The sequence below is a fragment of the Thalassobaculum sp. genome (assembly GCF_965223715.1).
Lineage (GTDB): Bacteria > Pseudomonadota > Alphaproteobacteria > Thalassobaculales > Thalassobaculaceae > Thalassobaculum.
In genome coordinates this window covers 4,764,976-4,789,228 of sequence record NZ_OZ245012.1, presented here as the reverse complement: position 1 = coordinate 4,789,228, position 24,253 = coordinate 4,764,976, and the positions used below count along the sequence as shown (strand labels likewise).

The window sequence follows — 24,253 nt, the reverse complement described above, 5'->3', positions numbered from 1 at the left end:
TACACACACGAAAGGGCGGGAGAGATCCCGCCCTTCTGTTATTCCTTCCCCGTCATCCCGGCGACCCCGGACTGGATCCGGGGCCGGGCTCGACCCGGAGATCGGCCGGGACCCATCACCACCGTCGGACCGAGGTCCCGGCCCGTCCCCGGATCAATCCCGGATTAAATCCGGGACGGGGACGTCCGGGATGACGATGGAGAGGGCTTAAAGCTGCGCCCCAGCCCTGAGCAGCCCCGGCCTCGCGCCGGGCCGTGTCGAAGGGCCGGAGGCTGGTTCAGCCGGCTACCCCAGCGCCCGCTCCAGCTCCGCGATCAGGTCGTCGCCGTCCTCGATGCCGACCGACAGCCGCACCAGCCCGTCCGAAATGCCGAGCGCCTCGCGGATCTCCTTCGGCACGCTGGCATGGGTCATGATGGCCGGGTGCTCGATTAGGCTCTCCACGCCGCCGAGGGACTCCGCGAGCGCGAACAGCTCGCAGCGCTCCAGAAAGGTCCGCGCCTCATCCAGCCCCCCCTTCAGCACCGCGGTCACCATGCCGCCGAACCGGGTCATCTGCCGCTTGGCGAGGTCGTGCTGCGGATGGCTGGCGAGGCCCGGATAGTAGACCTTCTCGACCTTGGGATGGGCCTCCAGGAAGGCGGCGATCCGCTCGGCATTGTCGCAGTGCCGCTCCATGCGCACCGGCAGGGTCTTCAGCGCGCGCAGCACCAGGAAGCTGTCGAACGGGCTCGCCACCGAGCCGACCGCGTTCTGCAGGTAGCCGAGCTTGTCGCGCAGCATGTCCCGCCCCTCGGCCACCACGGCGACGCCGCCGACCACGTCGGAATGGCCGTTCAGGTACTTGGTGGTGGAGTGCATGACGATGTCGATGCCGAGATCCAGCGGCCGCTGCACATAGGGCGAGCAGAAGGTGTTGTCACAGACCGTGATCAGGTCGTGCTTCTTGGCGAACTCGGCAATCGCGGCGAGGTCGACCAGCTTCAGCAGCGGATTGGTCGGGCTCTCGACCCAGATCATCTTCGTCTTCTCGGTGACCGCCGCCTCGAGCGCCGACAGGTCGGACAGATCGACGAAGCTGAACTCCAGCCCCGACGAGCGCCGGCGCACGTTCTCGAACAGCCGGTAGCTGCCGCCATAGAGGTCGTCCATGGCGATCACGTGGTCGCCGCTGTTCAGCAGTTCCAGCAGGGTGCCCATGGTCGCCAGACCGGAGGCGAAGGCGAAGCCCTTCTCGCCGTTCTCCAGGTCGGCGATGCAGGCCTCCAGGGCGAAGCGGGTCGGGTTCTGGCTGCGCGAATACTCGAAACCCTTATGGACGCCCGGGCTCTCCTGCACATAGGTGGAGGTGGCGTAGATCGGCGTCATGATCGCGCCGGTGGTCGGGTCCGGGCTCTGCCCCGCATGGATGGCGCGGGTGGCGAAACCGGGACGGTTGCGGCCTGTCTTGTTGGCAGCGGCTTTGGTCGGGTCGGTCATGAAAGCTCCGTTCGTCAGCCGACGGATCGGCGGATGTGGTTGATCAGGTCGACCTTGGTGATCATGCCGAGGAAGGTGTCCCCGTCCATCACCATCGCAACCTCGTTGCGGCGGAAGAGATCGAGCACCTCGTCCACCGGCCGGTCGACGGCGATCACGTCGAGCTGTCCGGTCATGTGTTTGGACACCGGGTCGCGGAACACTTCCGGCTTGTCGTAGACCGCCAGCAGGATGTCCTCCTCGTCCAGGATGCCGATCGGGTGGCCGTCCTGGATCACCGGCACCTGGCTGACCTCGTTCGCCCGCATCCGGTTATAGGCGGTGTTCACCGTGTCCTCGGGGCCGACGGAGATCACCCTGCCCTGGTCGGCGCGGAACATGATCAGGTCGCGCAGGTCGCCGGTCTTCTCCCGGGGGGTCAGCCCCTGCTCCACCAGCCAGGCGGCATCGAAGGCCTTGGACAGATACTTGTTGCCGGTGTCGCAGACGAAGGTGACGACGTTCTTCGGCTCGGTCTGCTTGCGGCACCATTTCAGGGCGCCGGCTAGAAGGGTACCGGTGGAGCTGCCGCCGAGGATGCCTTCGGTGCGCAGCAGGTCGTTCACCGCCGCGAAGGCCTCGGCGTCGCTGACGACCACACCGTCATCGATCACCGACAGGTCGAGGTTCGGGGGAATGAAGTCCTCGCCGATGCCCTCCACCAGCCAGGAGCCGCCCTCGTACTTCACCTCGCCGGTCTCCACCGCCGGGGCGACGACCGAGCCCTCCGGGTCGGCCGCCACGACCTTCAGGGCCGGATTCTTCGACTTCAGGTACCGGCCGGTGCCGGAGATCGTCCCGCCGGAGCCGACGCCGGCCACCAGGGCGTCCACCTTGCCGTCCATCTGCGCCCAGATCTCCGGGCCGGTGGTGGTCTCGTGGGCGGCGGGATTGGCCGGATTGTCGAACTGGCTCGCCCAGAATGCACCGGGCGTCTCCTTCACGATCCGCTCGGCCATGTCCTGATAGTATTCCGGGTGGCCCTTGGGCACGTCAGAGCGGGTCAGCCGCACCTCGGCGCCGAGCGCGCGCAGGTGGCGGATCTTGTCCGCACTCATCTTGTCCGGGATCACCAGGATCAGCCGGTAGCCCTTCTGGGCGGCCACCAGGGCGAGGCCCAGGCCGGTATTGCCGGCGGTCGCCTCGACGATGGTGCCGCCCGGCTTCAGGGAGCCGTCACGCTCGGCCGCCTCGACGATGGAGAGGCCGATCCGGTCCTTGATGGAGCCGGCCGGGTTCTGGTTCTCCAGCTTGACGAACAGCCGGCAGGGGCCGGTGTCGAGGTTCTTCAGTTCCAGCATCGGGGTGTTGCCGATCATCGCCAACACCGACGTCGCGGGCGCCATGGAGGTCTCCCTTACCGCGTTTCTCTCCGCGGCCCATATGGGGGTGATCGGCGCCCGACGAAAGCGCCATGCGCGCGCGACAACCGTTCCCGGCCATCACCAGCGACGGAAGCACCTAGTTCAGGATGCGGTAGAGCAACGACAGCAGGTCGTGCAGCGGATCGTATTTCAGGCGGCCGCCGAAATGCCGGTCGGTGATGAAGCGACGGACCTCCGAGGCATGGTCGAGGCGGGACAGTTCGTCGCCCAGCTCGTTGAAGATGTCCGAGGCATGGCCCAGGAAGGCGATGAACGGCCCGGGGCTGCGCTTCTCCACGAACAGGGCGGTATAGGCGTCGTTGTACTCGAGCAGCCGGCTGCGGGCGTGCTGCCAGCGGTCGCGCACCTTGTGGCGCACGCCGTCGCGGATCTCGTCCAGGATCTTGCGGTTGCCCGAGGGCACCATGTCCGTCGGCGTCGCCGAGTGGGTCAACCAGGTCGCCAGCTCGCGGACCCGACCCTCCAGCCGGGCGAGGCGGTAGTCGTAGTAGATCACGCCCTTCCATGCATGCAGCGCCTTGGGTGCCTCGTCGGTCGACAGCTCCATGGCGTCGAGGATCGGCTTCAGGCCCTCCATGTCCTTGGCTTCCCAGATCTTCTGCACAAGGGAGCGCAGCCGCGCCTGGGTCTTGGTGGCGTCGGCACCGCCGAAGGCGAACTCGACGATCGGGCGGAAGCGGCGCATGACGTGCTCGCGGATCTTGCGCCACTCCTCCTCCTCGATCTCGAAATAGCCCGAATGCGGTGCCAGCCCCTCGGCCTCCAGCCGGTCGCGCATCAGGAACGGATCCAGGGACGGCAGGCTGTCGAGGATCTGGATGACGTCGCGGTCGCGGATGTAGTCGGCCATCTTGCGGCTGCGGTCGAAGCCGAGCTGGAACGCCATGGCCTCGTCGAACTGGGGATCGCCGGCGAAGATCGACTTGCCGCCCTCGAAGGCGTTGGTCTCGTTGAAGGCGAAATACAGCTTGGTACCGATCCGGTTGGCCCGGTCCTTCTGGTAGTCGGAATCGATCAGCGCCTGCTTGATGAAGATGATCCGGTGCAGCTCGGGATGGCGGAACAGATGCTCGTCCCGCGGCGCGCCCTCGGCCATGATCGCCCGATGCAGCCGGTCGACGTTGAAGACACGGGTCGAGCCGGAATTCAACTCGCTCGCCAGGTAGGAGGCGGCAAGCTTGTCGCTGTCAACGAGTTTGGAGGAATCCAGCATCCAGCGAGTATCCTTCAATGCAGGGACCAGGACTATAAGCGCGGTTGAAGGCGTTTCGCCAGTTTTGGCGCGGGCCAGCCCGAGCGGCATTTGCCTGTCTTGTCCGGCGCCGGCCCTCCGTCGTTAGATGCCCTGGACCCGCTCAACCCGCCCGGATCCGCCCATGCCCTCCCAGGACGCGGCCCTCAAGGCCGAGATCTGCCGCCTCATCGACGCGCGGCGCGACGAATTCATCGACCTGCTGCGCGGCTTCCTGCGCATCCGCAGCGTCAACCCGCCGGGCGACATGCGCGAGGCTGCGGGCTTCGTGCGCGGCATCCTCGACCGGTACGGCGTCCCCCACCGCACCCTCGCGGCGCGCGACGACATGCCGAACATCGTCGGCCGATGGGACGCCGCCGCACCCGGCCGGCACCTGGTCCTGAACGGCCATATGGACGTCTTCCCGGCCAACGGCGAGAAGCTGTGGGCGGCGGATATCGAGGGCGACCGGATCGTCGCCCGGGGTGCCTCCGACATGAAGACCGGAACGCTCGCCTCCATCCTGGCCTATTGCCTTCTGCATCCCTATCGCGACCAGCTGCACGGCGCCCTCACCCTGACCGTGGTGTCGGACGAGCAGTCGGGCGGGCGCTACGGCACCAAGTACCTGTTCGACGAACACGAGGACGTGGTCACCGGCGACTGCTGCCTGAACGGCGAGCCGACCGGGCTGGACACGTTGCGCTTCATGGAGAAGGGCACGCTGCGCTTTTCGCTCGGCGCCACCTCGATCGGCGGCCATGGCGGCTACCCGCACCGCGCGCCGAATCCGATCCAGCAGATCACGGCGGCCGTCCACACGATCTACCAGCGCTTTCACCGCAAGCTCGCCGACCTGCCACCCGAATACGACGCGATCCTGACCTCGCCGGAGAGCATCGCCGCGGCGGACCGCAGTCTCGGCGTCGGCGCGGCTGACAACGCGCGGCGGATCACGGTGAATGCCGGGATCATCCAGGGTGGCCGGAAGGCGACCCAGATCCCCACCGAATGCACGGTCCATATGGACATGCGCTTCCCGGTGGGCGTCGACCGGAACGCCATCCGCGCCGAGCTGGCGGAGATCGCAGCCGAGTTCGGGGTGACTCTGACAGTGAACGAGGACCACAGCTATCCGGCCAGCAGCACCGATCCTAACGGCGAGATGGCGACGATCCTGCGCCGGAACATCAAGGAGCTGACCGGCAACGACGCCCCGCCGGTCTGCAGCCTGGGCGGGACGGACGGGCGCTACTGGCGCTGGCGCGGCATCCCGACGGTGATCTGCGGGCCGTCGAACCTGTCCATGGGCAGCGACAGCGAGTACGTCACCCTGGACGAGGCGATCGCGGTGATGAAGCTGCACGCGCTCTGCGCGGCGGAGTATCTGAGCCGGGCCGGGTAGAGCGCCCTCATCGCCGCCGCAGCATCCACTCGCCGTAACAATTCACTCCCCGGACCTGTTCCGGGGCCTACGGCCGCAGCCTCACGGTCGGCGGTCGGCCACGTTGACCCGTGGGCCCCGGAACAGGTCCGGGGAGTGAGGAGAGGGCGTGGTGAACGTCCGCAAAAAAGGGTGAGGCTCAAAATGACCTCAACCGTCCTAAAGTCTTCATCCTGAGCAGCCCCGTCCCGGACCTGATCCGGGATGGGGCGTGCCGAAGGGTTACATCACCGCTTCAATGAGATGCGGCCCCGGCTCTTCCACGGCGCGGGCGAGCGCCTTGTTGAAGCCGTCGGCGTCGTCGACCCGCACGCCGTCCACGCCCATGCCCTTGGCCAGGGCCACCCAGTCGAGGGCCGGCCGGTCGAGGGTCAGCATGTCGATCGCTTTGCGGCCCGGGTTCAGCGCGCCGACATTCGTCAGCTCGTGGCGCAGGATCGCGTAGGAGCGGTTGGCGAAGATGATGTTCACCACGTCGCAGCCCTCGCGCGCCTGGGTCCAGAGCGCCTGCAGGGTGTACATGCCGGAGCCGTCGCCCTCGGTGCAGATCACCTTTCGGTCCGGACAGGCGATCGCCGCACCGGTCGCATACGGCATGCCGATGCCGATCGACCCGCCGGTCAGGGCCAGCCAGTCATGGGGCGGCGCACCTTCGGTATACGGCATGAAACCGCGGCCCGAGGTGACGCTCTCATCGGCGATGATCGCGTTCTCCGGCATGTAGCGGCCAAGCGCCGCCGCGACGGAGTCGGGGGTGATCGCGCCGCCGGTGATCAGGTCGGGCTTCTTGGCCTGCTGGATCTTCGGCTCGCTGCCCCAGGCGTCGAGCTCGTCGCAGAGTGCGGTCAGCACCGCCTTGTGGTCGGCGGCGATGTCGGCCAGCTCCACAACGTTGCATCCGTCCGGGATCAGCACGCTCGGCTTGTCCGGATAGGCGAAGAAGGCCACCGGCACCTTGGCGCCGAGCAGAACCAGGTTCTTCACGCTCTCAAGCTGCTTCAGGGCGATGTCGACCGGGTACTGGATGCGCTCGATCGATACCCGGCCCGCACCGCGCTGCCAGCGGCCGTTGGAGGTCATGCAGGACAGGCGGCAGCCGGTCTTGGCCTGGATCCGGCCGGCGATCTCCAGCAGGTCGGCGCGCAGGGCGTCGCCGGTCATGTGGATCAGCGTCTGCTCGCCGGACATCAGGGCGGCGGCGGCCTTCCTGACCGCATCGGCGTCCGGGCCGGAGCGGGCGGGCGGGGCGACCGGTGCCGCCGGGCCGTTCGACGGATCCCAGGCGGTGTTGGCCGGCAGGATCAGGGTGGCGATCTGACCCGGAGGGCCCATGGAGGCGGCGACCGCGGCGGCCCCGTCGGCGGCCACGTCCGTCGACGAGCGCGAGGTCTTCACCCAGCCGGAGACCGGACGGGCGATGCCTTCGATATCGGCGGTCAGCGGCGCGTCGTATTCGATGTGATAGGTGGCGTGCTCCCCGACGATGTTGACGATCGGGGTGAACGCCTTCTTGGCGTTGTGCAGGTTGGCGATGCCGTTGCCGAGGCCCGGGCCCAGATGCAGCAAGGTGGAGGCGGGCTTGTCCGCCATGCGTCCGTAGCCGTCGGCCATGCCGGTCACCACGCCTTCGAACAGGCCGAGGACGCAGCGCATGCCCTCCACATGGTCGAGGGCGGCGACGAAGTGCATCTCCGAGGTGCCGGGGTTGGTGAAGCAGACTTCCACGCCGGATGCGACCAGCGTGCGGACCAGCGATTCCGCGCCGTTCATCTTGGGGCCGTTCATTGAGTTCCGTCCTCGACGGGTGGCGATAAAGAGCGGCGATCATGGCCGCCGAGCGCAGGTGGGGCAAGGGGTCGGACGCACTTGCCCACAACAGTTTCAGGCGGCGCCAGGGCCGCCCCGCCCGTCATCGCACCGCCGGCCTGCCGGGTAACAAAACTTCCGACGCCCAAATTGTCGCATAGTAAATTTTCAATCTCTCCCCATATCTCAACGGCTGCACCTCCGATTTCCGGGTCGCGCGCATCGCCATCCCGGAAGACTGCCATCGCTCGACGCCAATCGGTGCCGGGCCGGTCTGCTTTTCGTTTCTCGCGCAGACCCGTCGAATCCGCCCGCAGCAGACGGTTCGACTCTTGCAGGACTTCAATACGAGAGGACGCCTCTATGAGTTCCGTTTCTGCCCCCAGCGAAGAGCTCGACGCCCCCGTCGCCCCGCCGCCCCAGACACGCTCCTGCCTGCGGTGTCAGGAGGAGTTTATGAGCGAATGGGCCGGCGAGCGGGTCTGCAAGCGCTGCAAGGGAACCGCCGCCTGGCGCGAAGGCGGCACGATCATTTCCCATTCCAGCGCCGGCTTCTGACGGCACCCTGCCCCCTTACCCGACCGGACCTTCGCCCCGCACCAGCCGGTGGATGAAGCGCAGCTTCTCGATCACGTCGTTCGCCAGCACAAAGGGGTAGAGGTCCGGCTGGCCCATGCTGGCGTTCAAGCTGTTCACCGCCGCCGTCAGCGGCACCCAGGCCTCCACCAGACCGTCGAAATCGGCGGTCCGGTAAGGGTCGAACTCGATCTCCATCGCCAGGATCGGGTCGGTGCCGGCGCGTGCCCGGATGGTCATCCCGAACGTCTGCGCCGTCTCCAGCGTATCGACGATGTGCAGGTAATGGGCCCAGCTCTCGGCGAAGTCCTCCCAGGGATGGGCCGTGGCATAGGCGCTGATGAAATGGTTAGGCCAGTCCGCCGGCGGTCCGTTCTCGTAATGCCGGTTCAGCGCCTCGCCGTAATCCGCCCGCTCGTCGCCGAACAGCGCCCGATACGGCTCCAGCCAGCCGGTGCCATCGACCAGGTCGGCCCAGTAGTAGTGGCCGATCTCATGGCGGAAATGGCCCAGCAGCGTCCGGTATTTCTCCGTCATGTCCGTGCGCATCTGTTCGCGCGCCACGGGGTCGGCCTCGGCCAGATCGATGGTGATCACGCCGTTCGCATGACCGGTCAGCACCGGCTCGTCGGAATCCTCGGCCGACAGGAAATCGAAGGCGAGACCCTTGTCGGGATCGTCCTCCTTGCTCTGCACCGGCAGGCCGAGGCGCAGCAGGCTGTAGATCAGCCGCCGCTTGGCCGCCTCCAGCGGCCGCCAGAGATCCAACCGCTCGGGATGGCTGAGATTGGGCACCGTCCGGTTCAGTCGGCAGGCGCGGCAGTATTCCTCCCCGCTCTCCGCCGGCACCATCCAGTTGCAGGCGCCGTGCTCGGCATTGGCGCAGGCCCGGTACAGGTGGTCGGTATCGCCGAGCGCCTGCCACAGCCCCGGCTCCTGCGCCGGCTGCAGGGCGCTGAGTTGGGCCTGGCCGGGGAGATAGCCCAGCGTATGGCCGCAGCGCACGCAGACCGTGTTCTCGAAATACAGGAGATGGCCGCAGTTCTGGCACTCGAAGAGCTTCATAGTCTGTTCCGTTCCTGTCGGCCCGCCGCATCGGCACGGGCGGACATCATGCCTCTGGCCGTTATATATGGGGGCGGGACCGGGCCGGTTCCGTCCTACTCACAAAGAAAGCCGCCGCATGTCTCCGCAGCCGTCCACCCTCAGCGCCCTCGGCATCCGCATCGGCGAGCTGACCGCCGGGCCGTCGAACACCATCGCCGACGTTCCGGGGGTAGCGGTCGGCCACGTCACCCTCTCCGACGGGCCGGTCCAGACCGGCGTGACCGCCGTGCGGTTCCACGGGGGCAACGCCTTCCGCGACAAGCTGCCGGCCGCCGCCCATGTGCTGAACGGCTTCGGCAAGAGCATCGGCCTGGTCCAGGTGGAGGAACTCGGCACGCTTGAGACGCCGGTGGTGCTGACCAACACCCTGTCGGTCGGCACCGCCGCCACCGCCCTGGTCCGGCACATGCTGGAGGGCACGCCGGAGATCGGCGACACCACCGGCACCGTGAACCCGGTGGTCATGGAATGCAACGACGGCGCCTGGCTGAACGACATCCGCGGCCTGCATGTGACCGAGAGCCACGTGCGTGCCGCCCTGGACGGGGTGTCGCCGGTGTTCGAGCAGGGGAATGTGGGCGCCGGGACGGGCATGAGCTGCTACGGCCTCGCCGGCGGGATCGGCAGCGCGTCGCGGGTGGTACGGGTGAGCAGGCGCGACTACACGCTGGGGGTGCTCACCCTGTGCAACATGGGGCGGCTGGCGGATCTGCGTGTCGACGGACGGGCGGTCGGTCCCGCGATCGAGGAGCGGATCAGAGCGGAAGCGTCGGGCGCCGAGAAGGGTTCGATCATCGTGCTGGTCGCCACCGACGCCCCACTCGACAGCCGCCAGCTTCGGCGGGTCGCCACGCGGGCGGGGGCGGGGATCGTGCGCACCGGCTCCCATCTGGGCTCCGGCAGCGGCGACATCGCGCTCGCCGTCTCCACCGCCGAGCCGATCCCGCATGCGCCGAAAAACAGCAAGGTAATGACCCGCAGCGTGCTGCACGAGGACGCCATCGACCGGTTCTTCCGCGCGACGATCGAGGCAACGGAGGAGGCGATCCTCAATGCGCTGCTGGCGGCGAAGCCGCGGGTGGGCAAGCAGGGGCGGAGACGTCTGGCGCTCGGGGAGTTTGTTGAACTGCTGGCTCGCTGACCCTCCCCTCCACAAACCCTAACCGTCATCCCGAACTTGATTCGGGATCATGCCGCGGACGGGTACGATGCATGATCCTGGATCAAGTCCAGGATGACGGGTGGGGTGGATTGACGGGTGGGGTGGGTCAGACCGCCCCCGCCACGATCCCGTCGTCATGCAGCTTGCCGATCGCCCCGCTGTCGAGACCGAGCGCCTCCGCCAACACCTGATCCGTGTGCTGCCCCAGAGCCGGCGCCGGGGCCACGGGCAGGCGCTCCAGGCTGCGGAAGTCGATCGGCGAGCCGGGGGTCAGCACCTCGCCCACCTCAGGATGGGTCACGGTCTGGAACAGCGGGTTCTTCTCCGAGGCGCGCCAGTCGTCGGCCAGCATCTGTCCCACGGTCTGATACGGCCCCCAGGTCACGCCCGCCTCCGTCAGTGCGGCACCGACCGCGTCCAGGCTGTTGTCGCCGCACCACTTCTCGATCAGCGCGAACAGCACCTTGCGCCACTCGAAGCGCTGGCCCTCGTCGGAGAAGTCGGCGCCGAGCGCGCTCTCCAGCCCGGCGACCGTCTGCTCGATCCCGGCGACCCGGCACAGACCCTTCCACTGCTTCACCGTGATGGCCGAAATCATCACCCGCCGGCCGTCCGAGGTGGCGAAATCCCGGCCGAAGGCGCCGTAGAGGTCGTTGCCGATGGGTCCGCGGTCGACGCCGTTGCGCTGCACCTCGCCGATCTGGCCCATATTGCCGACCATCGCCATGGCGACATCGCTCAGCGCCACCTCGGCGCGCCCACCCTTGCCGGTACGCTTGCGCCGGTCGACCGAGGCGACGATGGCCAGGGCCGCATGCAGGCCGCAGCCCACGTCCCAGGCCGGCAGCACGTTGTTCACCGGCGTTGTGTCCGGCCCGGTCAGGTGCGGATAGCCCACCGCGCAGTTGATTGTATAGTCGACGGCGGGAGAGCCGTCCGGGCTGCCCTTCACGGCGACGGAGATGGCGTCGGCCCGCTTCTCCTCCAGCACCTCCTGGGACAGCCAGGGCAGGCCGGCGAAGTTGGTGAGCAGGATGCCGGCATCGTCGCCCGGCCGGGTCGCCAGCGTCTGCACCAGCTCGCGGCCGCGCGGATCGCGCAGGTTCACCGCCACCGACTTCTTGCCCTTGTTCAGCCCGGCCCAGTACAGGCTGCGCCCGGTCTCCTTGGACAGGGGCCAGCGGTTGTAGTCGAGGCCGCCGCCGATCATGTCGACCCGGATCACCTCGGCGCCGAGCTGCGCCAGGGTCATGGCGGCGAGCGGGGCGGCGACGAAGGCCGAAGCCTCGACGATGCTGAGGCGGTCGAGAAGATCGTACACGGAAACTCTCCGGATCAGGGGACGCGAAAGGACGGCGCCGACCTTACGGAAGGACCGGGCGCGCTGTCATTACCTCAACGGCACGCCTATGGCTGGGCGACCCGGTAGACCGTGATGTTGATCTCGTGCCCTCGAGAGTAGTTCAGGCCCTGCACCTCCCCCGCCGCCTCGACCTTGAGGCCGAGGGCCTCCACGCCGGCGAGGAAATCCGCCTGCTGCCGGCGCTCGACCACGGCGATGGCGCAGAGCGGGTTGGCGGCCAGGGTATCGAGGGCGCCGGACGCATCGCTGAGCCGGGTCTTGGTGCCGTGGACGAAGACCATGCTCGGCTCGGAGAAGCCGGCGGTGACCAGCGGACCGGTCTCGCAGGTGCCGGCTGAGGCGATCACCGGCTGCAGGGCGCGGGCGATCCACAGACGGTCCAGCGAAGGCGCCACCACGGCGAAGGTCAGGCCGTAGAACACGCAGACGCCGACCGCGAGATGCACCAGCCGGGCAAGCGAGAGCTCCTTGAGGAAGCGGACCATCAGGACCACGACTACGAGGCCGACTCCGGTCGCGGCGATGGTCCCCGGCGTCACGGTGCCGGTCAGATGGATCTTGGCGGCGGTGGGCACGGCCGCGACCGCGAGGCTGACCAGCACGGCGATCGCGCCGAGCACCCGGTGGGCCGTCCGGCCCTTGCCGCTGGCGACCAGACCGGTCCCGGTGGCGAGGAACAGTCCGGCCAGCACGGCTATCGCCGGATAGGTCGGGAAGGTGTAGTGCGGCAGCTTGGTCGCCACCGCCTCGAATACGACGACGGTCGGCACGATCCAGCAGATCAGGAAGCGGACATCCGGCGAGACCCGGCGGGTCCAGGCCAGCATGGCGCCGCCGGCCGCCAGGGCCGTGCCCGGCCAGAACACCAGTAGGAAGAACAGGGTGTGATAGCCCGGCGGAGCGCCGTGGGAGTCGTCGCCGCGGGCCACCTTGCCCAGGAGGGCGTGACCGATCGCTTCCTCCAGGAAGCCCGGCCCGACCTTCATGGTGATGGCAATCACCCAGGGGGCGACCACGGCGAGGCTCAGCGCGATGCCCGGCAGCCAATACATCCGCCGCAGCAGTTCGCGGTCCCGGTTCCACAGGCACCAGGCGGCGATGGTGGTGCCGGCCACCAGGGTGATGATCGGCCCCTTTATCAGCAGCCCGATCCCGTGGAACAGCCAGAACGCCGCGGGCGAGCGCAGCCCGCCGCCGAAGAAGCCCTCCGGCCGATCCGGATGGGTGGCGATGCGGTGCAGGGCGATCTGGGCGGCCAGGATCGCCGCCACCAGCAGGGCGTCGGTCTTGGCCGTGCGCGCCTCCACGCTGGTGATCAGCGCAAGCGCGATGACGATGCCGGCCGCCACGCCGGCCGTCGCCCCGCCGAGCCTTGCGGCCAGCCAGGCGGTCATGGCGACGATGGCGATGGCCCCCAGCAGGGAGGGCATGCGATAGGCCCAGATCCCGGCCTCCGGACCGCCGCCCAGGATCTCGGCACTTGCCGCCTGCAGCCAGTAGGTGCCGATCGGCTTCACGTGGCGCGGCACGTCCTGGAAGCGGATGTCGACCAGGTCACCGGTCTCCAGCATCTGGCGCGACGCCTGGGCATAGCGGGACTCGTCGCGGTCCATCGCCGGGATCTGAAAGATCCCCGGCATCAGGGCTGCCACGGCGATCACAAGCACTAGCAGCCATTGGCGAGGGGACAGGGCATTCGGAGACTGGGGCACGTCGGGCATCATGGCGCGCGATCCGCTTCCGCAATGGGGTTGGCGCCGACGGTCGTGCGGCGCAGGAGCCAGACCACGCCCAGCAGGTCGACGATCCCGACCAGGGCGCGGCCGATATTGGTGTATTTCGACCGCCCCGCCATGCGCGGCCGGTCATCGACCGAGACATGCAGCGTGTCGTAGCCGTAGCGCTTGGTCAGCGCCGGCATGTAGCGGTGCAGGCTGTCGAAATAGGGGAAGGCCAGGAACAGCGGACGCGGCACCACCTTCAGGCCGCAGGCGGTGTCCGGGCAGTCGTCGCGCAGCAGCAGGCGGCGCACCCCGTTGCCGATACGCGAGGCGATCAGCCGGCGGATGCCCGCGGTGCGGCGGCGGCGGATCCCGGCGACCAGGCCGACCCGGCCCACACGGGTAGCGTCGATCCGGGAGGCCATGGCGACCACGTCGGCCGGATCGTTCTCGCCGTCGCCGTCGATCGTCGCGATCCAGAGAGAGGTCGCCGCCATGGCGCCGGTGCGCAGGGCGGCACTCTTGCCGGAGCGGGCGGCGTGGCGGATCAGGGTGATGCGCGGGTCCTTGGCGGCCAGGTTGGCGACGATCCCGTCGGTGCCGTCCCGGCTGCCGTCATCGACGACGATTACTTCGACACTGTAGGCGGCGCCGACCTTGTCGAGGATCTCCTGCAACAGCGCGGCGATGGCGCCCGCCTCGTCGCAGACGGGAACGATCACACTGAGCGGGGGCAGGGCGGAACTGGCGGGCTGGGTATCGGACATCGGCCGGGCGCAAGGACAGGGTATGGCGCCCGTCCTAGCAGATCCGCCAGGACAAGGCGATCACGAAGCCCCGCGCTTCAGGCACGCATGCCGCGAAGCCGCCGGAACAGCGCCCTGTAATTGGCGACGCAGGCGTCCTGTGTGAAGTCCCCCTCGTGACGGGCGGTGCCGGCGGCGACAAGACGGTCGGCCAGCCCCTTCTCCTCCATCACCCGGCGCAGGGCGTCACGCAGGGGACCTGCCTCACCCTTGGGCACGATCAGACCGTCCTCGCCGTCACGCACGAACTCCGCCGGACCGTCGGCGTCGGTGGTCACCAGCGGCTTGCCATAGGCCCAGGCCTCCAGGGTCACCGTGCCGAAGGGCTCGTGACGCGACGGGAAGGCGACGATGTCGCAACTCCGGAAGAACGCACCGGTGTCGCGCCGCCAGCCTAGGAAGGTGACCCGGTCGGCAATGCCGAGTTCGCCCGCCAGCGCCTTGAGCGAGGCGTCCTCCGGCCCGCTGCCCGCGATCCAGAGATGCACCTGGGGCAGATCGACCGCCGCCTGCATCAGCACGTCGAAGCCCTTCACCTTGTGCAGGCGCGACGGGGTGAAGACGACGGTCGCCCCCTCCGGCACGCCCAGGGCGGCGCGGTCGGCGGCCGGGCTGTCGTCGCGCTCGGCGAAGTTCGGGATCACGCTGCACCGATCCTCCGGCCAGCCATGCGCGATCACGTGGCGGCGGATACCCTCGGTGATGCAGGCCAGGTGGTCGCAGTTGCGGAAGTATTTAAGGTCGTAAAAGCCACCCAGACGGGCAACCTTGGCATGGTTGCCGGCGGGCATGAAGGAACTGGCCCGACTCATGTAGGACAGCACAACCTCGGGCCGGAACTCCGCCACCACCCGGCGCAGCGCCGGCTTGGTGCGGAAATCGAGCCAGGAGCCGAAGGGCGCTTCGGAAACCGGCACCCCGCCGGCCTCCAGGTCGGCCCGGCGCGGCGGGTTCGGGCGGATGACGGCGCGGGACTCCTCCCCCGCCTCGGCGAGCGCCTTGGTCAGGGTGACGAAGAAGGTCTCGGCCCCGCCATTGGCGGCACCGGCGAGGATCGAGAGGATGCGCACGGGCTCGGTCCGCGTGGGTGTCGGTCGGGCCGCACTATGGCGTCGGGCGGCGCACCCACACAAGGTCGATGACCAGTGCCAGGGCCATCAGCCCGGCGGCGAGCGCGAAGATGAGAGGATAGGAGCCTAGGCGGTCGTAGAGGGCGGAGAAACCGTAGGCGCCGGCCGCCTGCCCGACCGCGAAGGCCATGGCTGCCCGCCCCCAGGTGCCGAGCCGGGCGGCGGGATCCTCCACCAGGTCGTGCACCCGGCCGAGCACCAGCGGCACCACGCCGGGAATCGATGCTCCGCCGACCACGGCGGAGACGAACAGGCCGATCTCGCCGACGCCGAGCGCCAGGGCGGCGACCGCCAGACCGACGACGACCAGATACAGCCGCAGCCCGGCGGCGAAGCCGATCCGGTCGGCCAGCCGTCCCGCCAGGGTCGGCCCGCAGGCAGCCCCGATGCCGAGCGCGATCCAGACCGCCGCCCCCAGGGCGAAGGAGCGCTCCAGTCCGCGCACCACGAAGTCCACCAGCAGCACCATGTGCGGCACCAGCCCGGCGGCGATCAGCCCGTAGACCGCCAGCAGGGCGATCACCGAAACGCTGGACGAGGCCCGCGCGCCGCCGAGGCGGCGGGGTGCCGCTCCCTCCGGCCACCAGGTCCAGACCAGCAGGGTGAAGACGGCGCAGAGCCCGCCCAGGGCAAGCCAGGTCTCCACCAGCCCGATCTGCAGAAGGGCGGGCACCAGGGTTCCGGAGATGGCGATGCCGAGACCGACGCCGGTGAAGATCAGCCCGCCGGCAAGCCCGCGCCGTCCCTGGGGCACCTGGGCCAGCGCGGTCGGGGCCGCGACCACCATCAGCGCGCCGCCGGCGATCCCGGCCACCAGGCGCCACAGGAAGACCCAGAGGAAGCCCAGCGGCTCGGCGCAGACCAGCAGGGAGACGGCACAGGCCGCCATCGACCAGCGCAGCACAGGCACCGCCCCGAACCGGGCCGACAGCCGGTTGCCCGCCACCGCCCCCGCCAGATAGCCGAGCAGGTTGGCGGCCCCAAGATAGAGGGCGGCGGCCGGCGCGAACCACCCGGCCTCCACCACCGCCGGGATCAGCGGGGTATAGGCGAAGCGGGCGAGGCCAATGCCCACCAGCATGGCGGCACATCCGGCCGCAACCGCCCGCCAGGGCATCCGCGCGCTCGTCTCGGTCATTGTCATCGCCTCGCTCATGCAGGCAAGCTAGGGGCGCGCCGCTCTCACGAGAAGCGAATTGATCCGATACCGGCGATCAATTCAGGAGATACCTACTCCGCCGCCACCGCCTGGGCCGGCCCGGCCGCCGTGGCGATCAGGGCGGTCAGGGCACTGGAGGCGTGGCCGTCGCGGCGGCGGATGAACAGGGTTTCGACCAGCCCGTCCTCCGGCGGCAGACGGTGCAGCTCGACCCGCCCCTCGGCCTCCGCCGGGGCGACGATGCCGCGCGGCATCAGGGTCACGCCCAGGCCGGCGGCCACGCTGCCGACGATGGCCTCGATCGTGCCGAACTCCAGGGTCCGCAGGCCGACGATGCCGCGGCGGGCGAGGATCTCCTCCAGCCGCTGGCGGTAGGAGCAGCCGGCCCGCAGCACCACGATCCGCACCTCGCGCCGGGCCGACAGCGCCTCGATGGCGCCGAGGCCGGGTGGGGCCACCAGCACCAGCTCCTCATGATAGACGGTCTGCACCTCGAGTTCGGGATGGGCGACCGGGCCGCAGACGAAACTGCCCTCCAGCTCGCCCTTGAGCACCCGCTCGATCAGCTCCGCCGTGGTGCCGGTGCGCAGAACGAGATCCACCTCGCGATGGGCGGCCACATAGGCGGCGAGCGGCCGCGACAGGTGCAGCGCGGCCGTGGTCTCCAGCGAGCCGACCACCAGGGAGCCCGAGGGCGTGCCGTCGTCCCGGGCGGCCCGCCGGGCATCGGTCATCAGCACGGCGGCGCGATGGGCATAGGGCAGCAGCCGCTCGCCGGCGGCGGTCAGGGCGACGCCGCGGCTGTGCCGGTCGAACAGCCGGACCTCCAGGTCCTCCTCCAGTGCGCGGATCCGGGCGGTGACGTTGGACTGGACGGTGGCCAGTTCCTCCGCCGCCCGCTTCATGCCGCCATGGCGGGCCACCGCCTCGAAAACCTTCAGGTCCTGCATGTCCATGGCACGCTCCGAACGCCCGATGAGATCGCGATAAACGCACTGTATCAGATCGAGCGATATCGAACGCGGGCGGATGTCACACGAATCGGCTATCCTGTCGTCCTTCTCTCCAGCAGGGAGCGCGGTCATGCGCCTGGACGACACGGTGACGGTCGAGTGCACGGATACCGACCAGAAGATGGACGCCCAGGTGGTCCGCATGCAGGGCGACCGGGTCGATGTGATGGTTTCCGGCCTGATCCTCTCCCTGAGGCGGACGAAACCCGGGATCTATGTCGGCAACCGAAGCGGCATGGAGTTCGTGCTGAAGACGAAATAGGCGGGATCGGTCAGGCGGCGCGGCTTTCCAGCACGTTGCCGCGCAGGACGTCGACGCAGACATCCATCTTCACGAAGGCCTCGGCCGGACCGAAATAGCTGCCCTGGAGCGGGATCGCCTGGCTCGGGTCGCGGGCGACGCCGACGCGGATCAGGTTCTCACCGCCGATGATGCCGTTGGTCGGGTCGTATTCGACCCAGCCGGCCCCCGGCAGATAGACCTGGACCCAGGCATGGGTGGCGCCCGCCCCCTGGACGGCCTGGCCACCGTGGATCGAATTCACCACGCCGCCGCCCACCTCCACCGCCGGATCGAAGACGTAGCCGGTGACGAACCGGGCGGCGAGGCCCAGCGCCCGGACCGCCTCCATCATCAGCAGGGCGAAGTCGCGGCAGGTCCCGCGCTTGCGCAGCAGCGTCTCGGACGGGGACTGCACCCCCTCCTCCTCGCGCGGACGATAGGCGAAATCGGCGCGCACGCTCTCGGTCATGCGGCGCAGCAGGTCGAGCGTCTCGGTCTTCTCGCCGGTGAAGAACGAGCGGGCCCAGGCCTCGATCTTCCCGTCGTCGGGATGGTGGCGCGTGGCGGTGCGGCCGAGATCCTGCAGGTCGTCCAGAGCATAGGCGAAGGGCAGGTAGCGGGCGTGCTCGGCGATCTCGAAGACCGGGGCGCTGGCGGCGTAGTGCTCGACCACGATCACGCTCTCGAACAGCAGCCGGTCGGCCGGATCGTCGAAGCGGGCGACCGCCACGGAGTTGGAGAACACGTCGTGCATCCAGCGCACGTTCGAGGCCGGCAGGATCTTCAGCCGGCTGTCGACCAGGCGCATGTCATGGCTGTCGCGCGGGCGGAACAGCAGGCGATGCTCTCCGAACCGTACCGGCTCGCGGTACGAATACTCCGTGCGGTGAATGATGCTGAGGACCTGCATGGCAGTCCGCCCACAACCAGTAACGTCGATAACCCTAACGACGAAACGTGAACAAACCGTTGCCGGTTATTCCGCTGCCTCGGCCAGCCCGAAGAACCGCTCTCCCAGCGCACCGCTGAGTTCGAGCAGGCCGTCCTGGATGGCGTCGGCGAACTTGTGCAGCCAGGCCGGTTCGATCCGGTCGGTGGGTGTCTGGCCGGAGATCTCCATGACCCGTCCCAGCTTCGCGCGCAGCCCCTCGCCCAGTTCGAGCCCATGCTCGCTCTCCAGACAGGCGAGGTCGTACTTGATCCGGTACAGGCAGAAGCAGATCGAGCGCGGGAACTCGCTGTCCGACATCAGGAAGCGGGCCACGTCGCTGGTGCTCATGCTGCCCGGACGGGTGCGGCGATAGGCCTGGTACCCGGCGGCGGAGCGCAGCAGGGCGTTCCACTGGCTGATGTCGATCGGCGAGCCCGGATCCTCCTCCACGCTCTGAAGCTGGCGGTACTTCACGTCGAGCAGGCGCGAGGTCTGGTCGGCGCGCTCCACGTGGCGGCCGAGTTGATAGAAGCGATAGGCCTGATCCCGGTACAGGGTGCCCTCGGCGATGCCCGTATGGGTCTGGCAGTTGGTCTTGATGAACGACGCCACCTTTGCCAGGCGGGCAAGGCCGATGTCCCGGCGCTTCAGCTCATGCATCTCGCCGAAGAAGGTGTTCAGATGCGCCCAGAGCTCGGTGCTGATCAGGTGCCGCACCGTCCGCGCATTCTCCCGGGCGTAGCCGATCGAGTTCAGGATCGAGGTCGGGCTCTTCGGGTCGATCAGGTAGAAATACAGGACCGCCGCCGCCGTCGCTTCCTTGTTGCGGCTGAAGAATTCCTCCTCATCCGCATTGATCCGGATCACCGCCTCCCAGTCGCCGGTCGCGCGCGGGTCGCGGGCGAAGGAGCCGTGGGTGTCCAGAAGGCGGGCGAGGTTCTCGGCGCGCTCGACATAACGGCCGAGCCAGTACACGTTCTCTGCATAGCGTGACAGCATCGGCCTACTCCAGCACCCAGGTGTCCTTGGATCCGCCGCCCTGGGACGAGTTCACCACCAGGGAGCCCTTCTTCAGCGCGACGCGGGTCAGGCCGCCGGGCAGCACCCAGGTCGACTTGCCGGTCACGCAGAACGGCCGCAGATCCACATGGCGCGGCTCCACCCGTCCGGCGATCAGGGTCGGGGAGACCGACAGCTCGACCATCGGCTGGGAGATGTAGTTCGCCGGATCCTTCTCGATCGCCTTGCGGGTCTCCGCCAGTTCGCGGGCCGAGGCGCGCGGACCGATCACCACGCCGTAGCCGCCGGCCTCGCCGACCGGCTTGGTCACCAGCTTGTCCAGATTGTCGAGCGTGTACTGCAGCCCGTCCTTCTCGCGGCACAGGTTGGTCGGCACGTTCGGCAGGATGGCATCCTGATCCAGGTAGTATTTGATCAGCCGCGGGATATAGGCGTAGACGCCCTTGTCGTCGGCCACGCCGGTGCCGACCGCGTTGGCGATCGTCACGTTGCCCTTGGCGTAGGCACGCATCACGCCCGGCACGCCGAGCATGCTGTCCTCGCGGAACACCTCCGGATCGAGGAAGTCGTCGTTGATCCGGCGGTAGATCACATGCACCGGCATCAGGCCGCCGGTGGTGCGCATGTAGACCTTGTCGTTCTCCACGACCATGTCCTGGCCGGTGACCAGCGGGATGCCCATCTCGCGGGCCAGGAACACATGCTCGAAATAGGCGGAATTGAACGGCCCGGGCGACAGCAGAACGACCTGCGGATCGCTGACGCCGGCCGGTGCTGACTCGCACAGGGCGCGATGCAGCCGCAGCCCGTAATCGAGCACGGGTCGGACGTTCATCCCCTCGAAAAGATGCGGCATGGTCCGCCGCATGAGCTGGCGGTTCTCCACCACGTAGGACACGCCGGACGGGCTGCGGGCGTTGTCCTCGAGCACCACGAACTGGCCGTCGCCGCCGCGCACCACGTCGACGCCGCAGACGTTGACGTAGGAGTTTTCCGGGACCTTGAGGCCGACCATCTCCGGGCGGTAGTTCGGATTCTTGAAGACCAGATCGGCGGGCAGGATACCGTCCTTGATCACCTTCTGGTCGCCATAGATGTCGGCGAGCAGCAGGTTCAGGGTCTGCACCCGCTGGATCGAGCCCTGCTCGATGGTCTCCCAGTCGGCCGGCGTCAGCACCCGGGGGATCAGGTCGAAGGGCAGCACCCGGTCGACCGACGAGCCCTCGTGGTAGAGCGTGAAGGTAATGCCGAGGTTGTAGAGTTCGCGATCGACCGCTTTGGAGAGCCGCGTCAGTTCCTTCGGCGTGGTGCCGTTCAACCGTTTCAGCAGGCCGGCAAGTACCTTCTGACGCTCCGTGTCACCCTGGTATTCGCAGAAGAACCCGTCGGGATCGTAGTCTTCAAGCAGTCGATGCCGCGCGCGGATGGCCGCCTCCCGTGCATTAGCGAAAACTTGCTAATAGCTTTAACAAGCACTCTGGTGCAGTGCAACGGGGTGACGCTGACGCGTCAGCCGCCGGTCGGCACCGAAACCTTCACGGTACGCTCACCGGTCACCTGACCGTTTCGCGTCAGCACCGCCCGTCCCGTCCAGTCGCCGCGGGTGAAGCCGTCGGGGAACCGGGCGCTGGTGTTCTTCAGGCCGACCGCCCGGAAGACCGCGGACTGGGTCTTGTCGAAGGTATGGGTGTCGTCGGCCACCGCCGTGCCGTCGGGAGCGAACAGCGTCAGCCGCCCCGTATCGCCCGGCTGCACGCCGACCGCCCGGAACCAGACGACGATCGCCCCGGCATCGGGCGGAAGGCTGGTCATGGCGGCCTCGCCGGCAGCGGCCCGATCGCTGTCGGGAACGCGGTCGAAGAAGGCGATGTCGAGCAGCGTCGGCGCCTTGATCGCGGCCAGGGAGGCCAGGGCCTTGTCGTCCCAGAGCGGCTGCCGGCCTAAACCGCAGCTCTCGCCGCCCTCCAGAACGCCCCGGAACGGGTCGACCACCTCGGAGCCACGCACCACGGAGAGGTGGACATGCGGGAACTGGGTCATCCCCGACAGGCCGACCGCGCCGAGCGCGTCACCGGCTGAGACCTCCTGTCCCGGATGGACGATCACGCTGCCCTTGCGCATGTGGCAGTACTGGGTGGCCCAGCCGTCGCCATGGTCGATGCGCACGCCGTTGCCGCACTCCTTGCCGGCGGCCTTGGCGGCCTCGATGCCCGCCGTACCGAGATCCTCCTCGCCGTCGCGGGTGCCGATCACCTTGCCGGCTGCCGCGGCGAGGACAGGGACGTTCTCCTCGACCCGGCGGTCATTGGCGAGGCCGATATCGGTCCCCTTGTGGCCGTCATAGGACATCTCGCCACAACGGTAGTCCTGGCGGCCCGGGCCGGGGTCGAGATCGACATAGTTCACCACCCAGCAGTCCACGCCCGGCTCGCAGGCGATCGGCAGGGACAGGGTGATGGGCCGTTCGCCCTCCACCGCGGGAAGCGCGACGGTCGGGGCAGAGACCGCGGGGGCAGAGACGGCGGGAGGTGTGGCGGCGGGTGCGGACGATTGCGGCGCCGGGTCCGCCGCGGGTGCCGGCGCGTCGGCGGCCGGGGCTTCCGTCCGGGGGGCGGGGTCGGCGGGTGCGGCAGCCTGATCCTGGGTCCTGGGCAGTTGGCGCTCGACCGGGATGTCGACGCTCCAGTTATGGCCTTCCGGCGACAGGACCAGCCAGAAGGCATAGGCAAAGGATGCGAGAGCGGCGCAGAAGATCAGGGCGAGTGCTGCACGAAAAAACAAGAGCCGGCCTCCGGATCTCCGCGCACCGCGTCAGTGCCGCGCGCGAACCATGCGCTGCAGATATTCACCATACCCCGATTTCGCCAGGGGGGCCGCGAGTTTCAACACCTGCTCGGCGTCGATGTAGTCCATGTAATAGGCGATCTCTTCCACACAGGCGATCTTCAGGCCCTGACGCTCCTCCACCGTGCGGACGAACTCCGAGGCCTGCAGCAGGCTCGCATGGGTGCCGGTATCGAGCCAGGCATAGCCGCGGCCCATGCGCTCGACCCGCAGGGTGCCGTTGTCCAGATACACCTTGTTCACGTCGGTGATCTCCAGCTCGCCGCGCGGCGACGGCTTGATGGAGGCGGCGACGTCCAGCACGCTGTTGTCGTAGAAATACAGCCCCGTGACCGCCCAGTTCGAGGCCGGGTTCGCCGGCTTCTCGACGATGGAGGTGGCCTTGCCCGCCTCGTCGAAATCGACGACGCCGTAGCGCTCCGGATCGCTCACGTAATAGCCGAAGACGGTCGCCCCGCCCTGCCCCGACGCCTCGGCGCGGGCGCGCTGCAGGATCTCGGTCAGGCCGTGTCCGTAGAAGATGTTGTCCCCCAGAACCAGGGCCACCGGGTCGTTGCCGACGAACTCGCGGCCGATGATGAAGGCTTCCGCAAGGCCGTTCGGTTCCGGCTGGACCGCATAGGTGATCTCGATGCCCCACTTGGTGCCGTCGCCCATCAGATGCTGGAAGGCCGGCTGGTCCTGCGGCGTGGTGATCACCAGGATCTCGCGGATACCGGCAAGCATCAGCGTGGTCAGCGGGTAGTAGATCATCGGCTTGTCGTAGACCGGCAGCAACTGCTTGCTGGCCACCATGGTCAACGGATAGAGCCGGGTCCCGGACCCGCCCGCCAGAATGATCCCTTTCATCAGACCGTCTCCTCTGCCGCCATACGGGCGGCGAAAACTTCATCCAGGGCCGCCTGCCAGGACCGGTGCGGCAGGGTCGGCAATGCCGCGATCAACGCTGAGGTATCAAGTACGGAATAAGCCGGGCGCTTCGCCGGGGTCGGGTAGTCAACGGTCGGAATCGCGTGAACCGTCGGTCGCCGCCCCCAGAGCGGCTCCGCCCGGTCGAAGATCGCCTCGGCGAAGCCGTGCCAGGTGGTGGTCCCGTCGGCGGTGTAGTGGTAGGTGCCGGCGGCCACCGGCGCTCCGTCCATGCGTGCCCGCACCAGCGCCAGCAGGGCGCCTGCGATATCGACCGCCGCTGTCGGCGTGCCGAACTGATCGTCGACGACCCGCAGCTCGTCCCGATCCTTGCCGACCCGCAGCATGGTGTTCATGAAATTGCCGCCGCGGGCCGCGTAGACCCAGGCCGTGCGCAGGATCAGGTGATCCTCCAGCGCGTGGCGGATCGCGGTCTCGCCGGCCTCCTTGGACGCCCCGTAGACGCCCAGGGGCGAGACCGGATCGGTCGGCTGGTAGGGGCGGCTGCCCTCGCCATCGAACACGTAATCGGTGGAGACATGGATCAGGCCGATCCGCCGCTCCGCGCAGGCGGCCGCCAGGGCGGCGGGGCCGTCGCGGTTGATGGCGAAGGCCAGATCGGTCTCCTGCTCGGCCTTGTCCACGGCGGTATAGGCGGCGGGATTGATCACCAGGTCCGGACGCACGGCGTCGAGCGCCCCGTCGATGCGGCCGGGCTGGGCGAGGTCCAGGCGATCCCGGCCGACGCCGACGATCTCGATGCCCTCGGCGGTCTCGTCGCCGGCCAGCCGGACGAGTGCGCCGCCGACTTGGCCGGTCACTCCGGTTACCAGAACCCGCAT

The 24,253-nt window shown here is 68.5% G+C and carries 20 protein-coding genes; 3 read left to right on the top strand and 17 right to left on the bottom strand.

The genetic code is table 11. From position 1 onward, the window contains the following. Positions 1-285: 285 nt before the first annotated feature. The 3 genes from ACOQOP_RS22175 to ACOQOP_RS22165 form a co-directional block, all read right to left on the bottom strand. Positions 286-1,479: a cystathionine gamma-synthase gene (locus ACOQOP_RS22175; RefSeq protein WP_420563996.1), complete on the bottom strand. Its 1,194-nt coding sequence runs from the start codon at positions 1,477-1,479 to the stop codon at positions 286-288. Positions 1,480-1,493: 14 nt separating this feature from the next. After that, positions 1,494-2,864 carry a pyridoxal-phosphate dependent enzyme gene (locus ACOQOP_RS22170; protein WP_420563995.1) on the bottom strand — a complete coding sequence of 457 codons (1,371 nt, stop codon included), beginning with the start codon at positions 2,862-2,864 and terminating at the stop codon, positions 1,494-1,496. Positions 2,865-2,979: 115 nt separating this feature from the next. Next, entirely contained in the window at positions 2,980-4,116 is a 1,137-nt protein-coding gene (locus tag ACOQOP_RS22165) for a hypothetical protein (protein ID WP_420563994.1), read from the bottom strand. Between the two features lie 163 nt (positions 4,117-4,279). Between ACOQOP_RS22165 and ACOQOP_RS22160 the strand changes: the two genes are divergently transcribed. After that, a complete protein-coding gene (locus ACOQOP_RS22160; protein ID WP_420563993.1) occupies positions 4,280-5,542 on the top strand; it encodes a M20/M25/M40 family metallo-hydrolase in 1,263 nt (420 codons plus the stop codon). 261 nt (positions 5,543-5,803) lie between these two features. On the opposite strand, the gene ACOQOP_RS22155 is transcribed toward ACOQOP_RS22160, so the two are convergent. Together ACOQOP_RS22155 and ACOQOP_RS22150 are read right to left on the bottom strand one after the other, a co-directional pair. Then, the gene (locus tag ACOQOP_RS22155; protein ID WP_420563992.1) at positions 5,804-7,366 is read right to left on the bottom strand and encodes an acetolactate synthase large subunit; all 1,563 of its coding nucleotides are present in this window, start codon (positions 7,364-7,366) and stop codon (positions 5,804-5,806) included. Between the two features lie 594 nt (positions 7,367-7,960). Further along, on the bottom strand, positions 7,961-9,028 hold the full coding sequence (locus ACOQOP_RS22150) for a zinc-binding metallopeptidase family protein (protein ID WP_420563991.1): 1,068 nt from the start codon (positions 9,026-9,028) through the stop codon (positions 7,961-7,963). A gap of 118 nt (positions 9,029-9,146) precedes the next feature. On the opposite strand from ACOQOP_RS22150, the gene ACOQOP_RS22145 reads away from it, so the two are divergent. Then, positions 9,147-10,211 (top strand): P1 family peptidase, encoded by a 1,065-nt coding sequence (locus ACOQOP_RS22145; RefSeq protein WP_420563990.1) that lies wholly within the window; start codon positions 9,147-9,149, stop codon positions 10,209-10,211. A gap of 127 nt (positions 10,212-10,338) precedes the next feature. Here ACOQOP_RS22145 and ACOQOP_RS22140 read toward each other — a convergent pair whose 3' ends face one another. From ACOQOP_RS22140 to ACOQOP_RS22115, 6 genes are all read right to left on the bottom strand, one after another. Further along, the gene (locus ACOQOP_RS22140) at positions 10,339-11,553 is read right to left on the bottom strand and encodes a CoA transferase (protein ID WP_420563989.1); all 1,215 of its coding nucleotides are present in this window, start codon (positions 11,551-11,553) and stop codon (positions 10,339-10,341) included. A gap of 86 nt (positions 11,554-11,639) precedes the next feature. After that, positions 11,640-13,235 carry an ArnT family glycosyltransferase gene (locus ACOQOP_RS22135; protein WP_420563988.1) on the bottom strand — a complete coding sequence of 532 codons (1,596 nt, stop codon included), beginning with the start codon at positions 13,233-13,235 and terminating at the stop codon, positions 11,640-11,642. A gap of 80 nt (positions 13,236-13,315) precedes the next feature. Next, the gene (locus ACOQOP_RS22130) at positions 13,316-14,083 is read right to left on the bottom strand and encodes a glycosyltransferase family 2 protein (protein WP_420563987.1); all 768 of its coding nucleotides are present in this window, start codon (positions 14,081-14,083) and stop codon (positions 13,316-13,318) included. Between the two features lie 77 nt (positions 14,084-14,160). Beyond that, positions 14,161-15,192 carry a glycosyltransferase gene (locus tag ACOQOP_RS22125; RefSeq protein ID WP_420563986.1) on the bottom strand — a complete coding sequence of 344 codons (1,032 nt, stop codon included), beginning with the start codon at positions 15,190-15,192 and terminating at the stop codon, positions 14,161-14,163. Between the two features lie 34 nt (positions 15,193-15,226). Next, positions 15,227-16,390 (bottom strand): YbfB/YjiJ family MFS transporter, encoded by a 1,164-nt coding sequence (locus tag ACOQOP_RS22120; RefSeq protein ID WP_420563985.1) that lies wholly within the window; start codon positions 16,388-16,390, stop codon positions 15,227-15,229. A gap of 92 nt (positions 16,391-16,482) precedes the next feature. Next, positions 16,483-17,367: a LysR family transcriptional regulator gene (locus tag ACOQOP_RS22115; RefSeq protein ID WP_420563984.1), complete on the bottom strand. Its 885-nt coding sequence runs from the start codon at positions 17,365-17,367 to the stop codon at positions 16,483-16,485. A 127-nt stretch (positions 17,368-17,494) separates the two neighbouring features. Between ACOQOP_RS22115 and ACOQOP_RS22110 the strand changes: the two genes are divergently transcribed. Further along, positions 17,495-17,686 carry a hypothetical protein gene (locus ACOQOP_RS22110; protein ID WP_420563983.1) on the top strand — a complete coding sequence of 64 codons (192 nt, stop codon included), beginning with the start codon at positions 17,495-17,497 and terminating at the stop codon, positions 17,684-17,686. A gap of 10 nt (positions 17,687-17,696) precedes the next feature. On the opposite strand, the gene ACOQOP_RS22105 is transcribed toward ACOQOP_RS22110, so the two are convergent. The 6 genes from ACOQOP_RS22105 to rfbD form a co-directional block, all read right to left on the bottom strand. After that, entirely contained in the window at positions 17,697-18,617 is a 921-nt protein-coding gene (locus tag ACOQOP_RS22105; RefSeq protein WP_420563982.1) for a transglutaminase family protein, read from the bottom strand. 66 nt (positions 18,618-18,683) lie between these two features. Next, a complete protein-coding gene (locus ACOQOP_RS22100) occupies positions 18,684-19,637 on the bottom strand; it encodes an alpha-E domain-containing protein (protein ID WP_420563981.1) in 954 nt (317 codons plus the stop codon). 4 nt (positions 19,638-19,641) lie between these two features. Beyond that, complete coding sequence (locus tag ACOQOP_RS22095; protein WP_420563980.1) at positions 19,642-20,976, bottom strand: circularly permuted type 2 ATP-grasp protein; 1,335 nt, start codon at positions 20,974-20,976, stop codon at positions 19,642-19,644. A 191-nt stretch (positions 20,977-21,167) separates the two neighbouring features. After that, on the bottom strand, positions 21,168-22,439 hold the full coding sequence (locus tag ACOQOP_RS22090) for a M23 family metallopeptidase (protein WP_420563979.1): 1,272 nt from the start codon (positions 22,437-22,439) through the stop codon (positions 21,168-21,170). Between the two features lie 30 nt (positions 22,440-22,469). Then, entirely contained in the window at positions 22,470-23,351 is an 882-nt protein-coding gene (gene rfbA / locus ACOQOP_RS22085; protein WP_420563978.1) for a glucose-1-phosphate thymidylyltransferase RfbA, read from the bottom strand. After that, a complete protein-coding gene (rfbD, locus tag ACOQOP_RS22080) occupies positions 23,351-24,253 on the bottom strand; it encodes a dTDP-4-dehydrorhamnose reductase (protein ID WP_420566557.1) in 903 nt (300 codons plus the stop codon). Before rfbD ends, rfbA begins: the two co-directional genes overlap by 1 nt.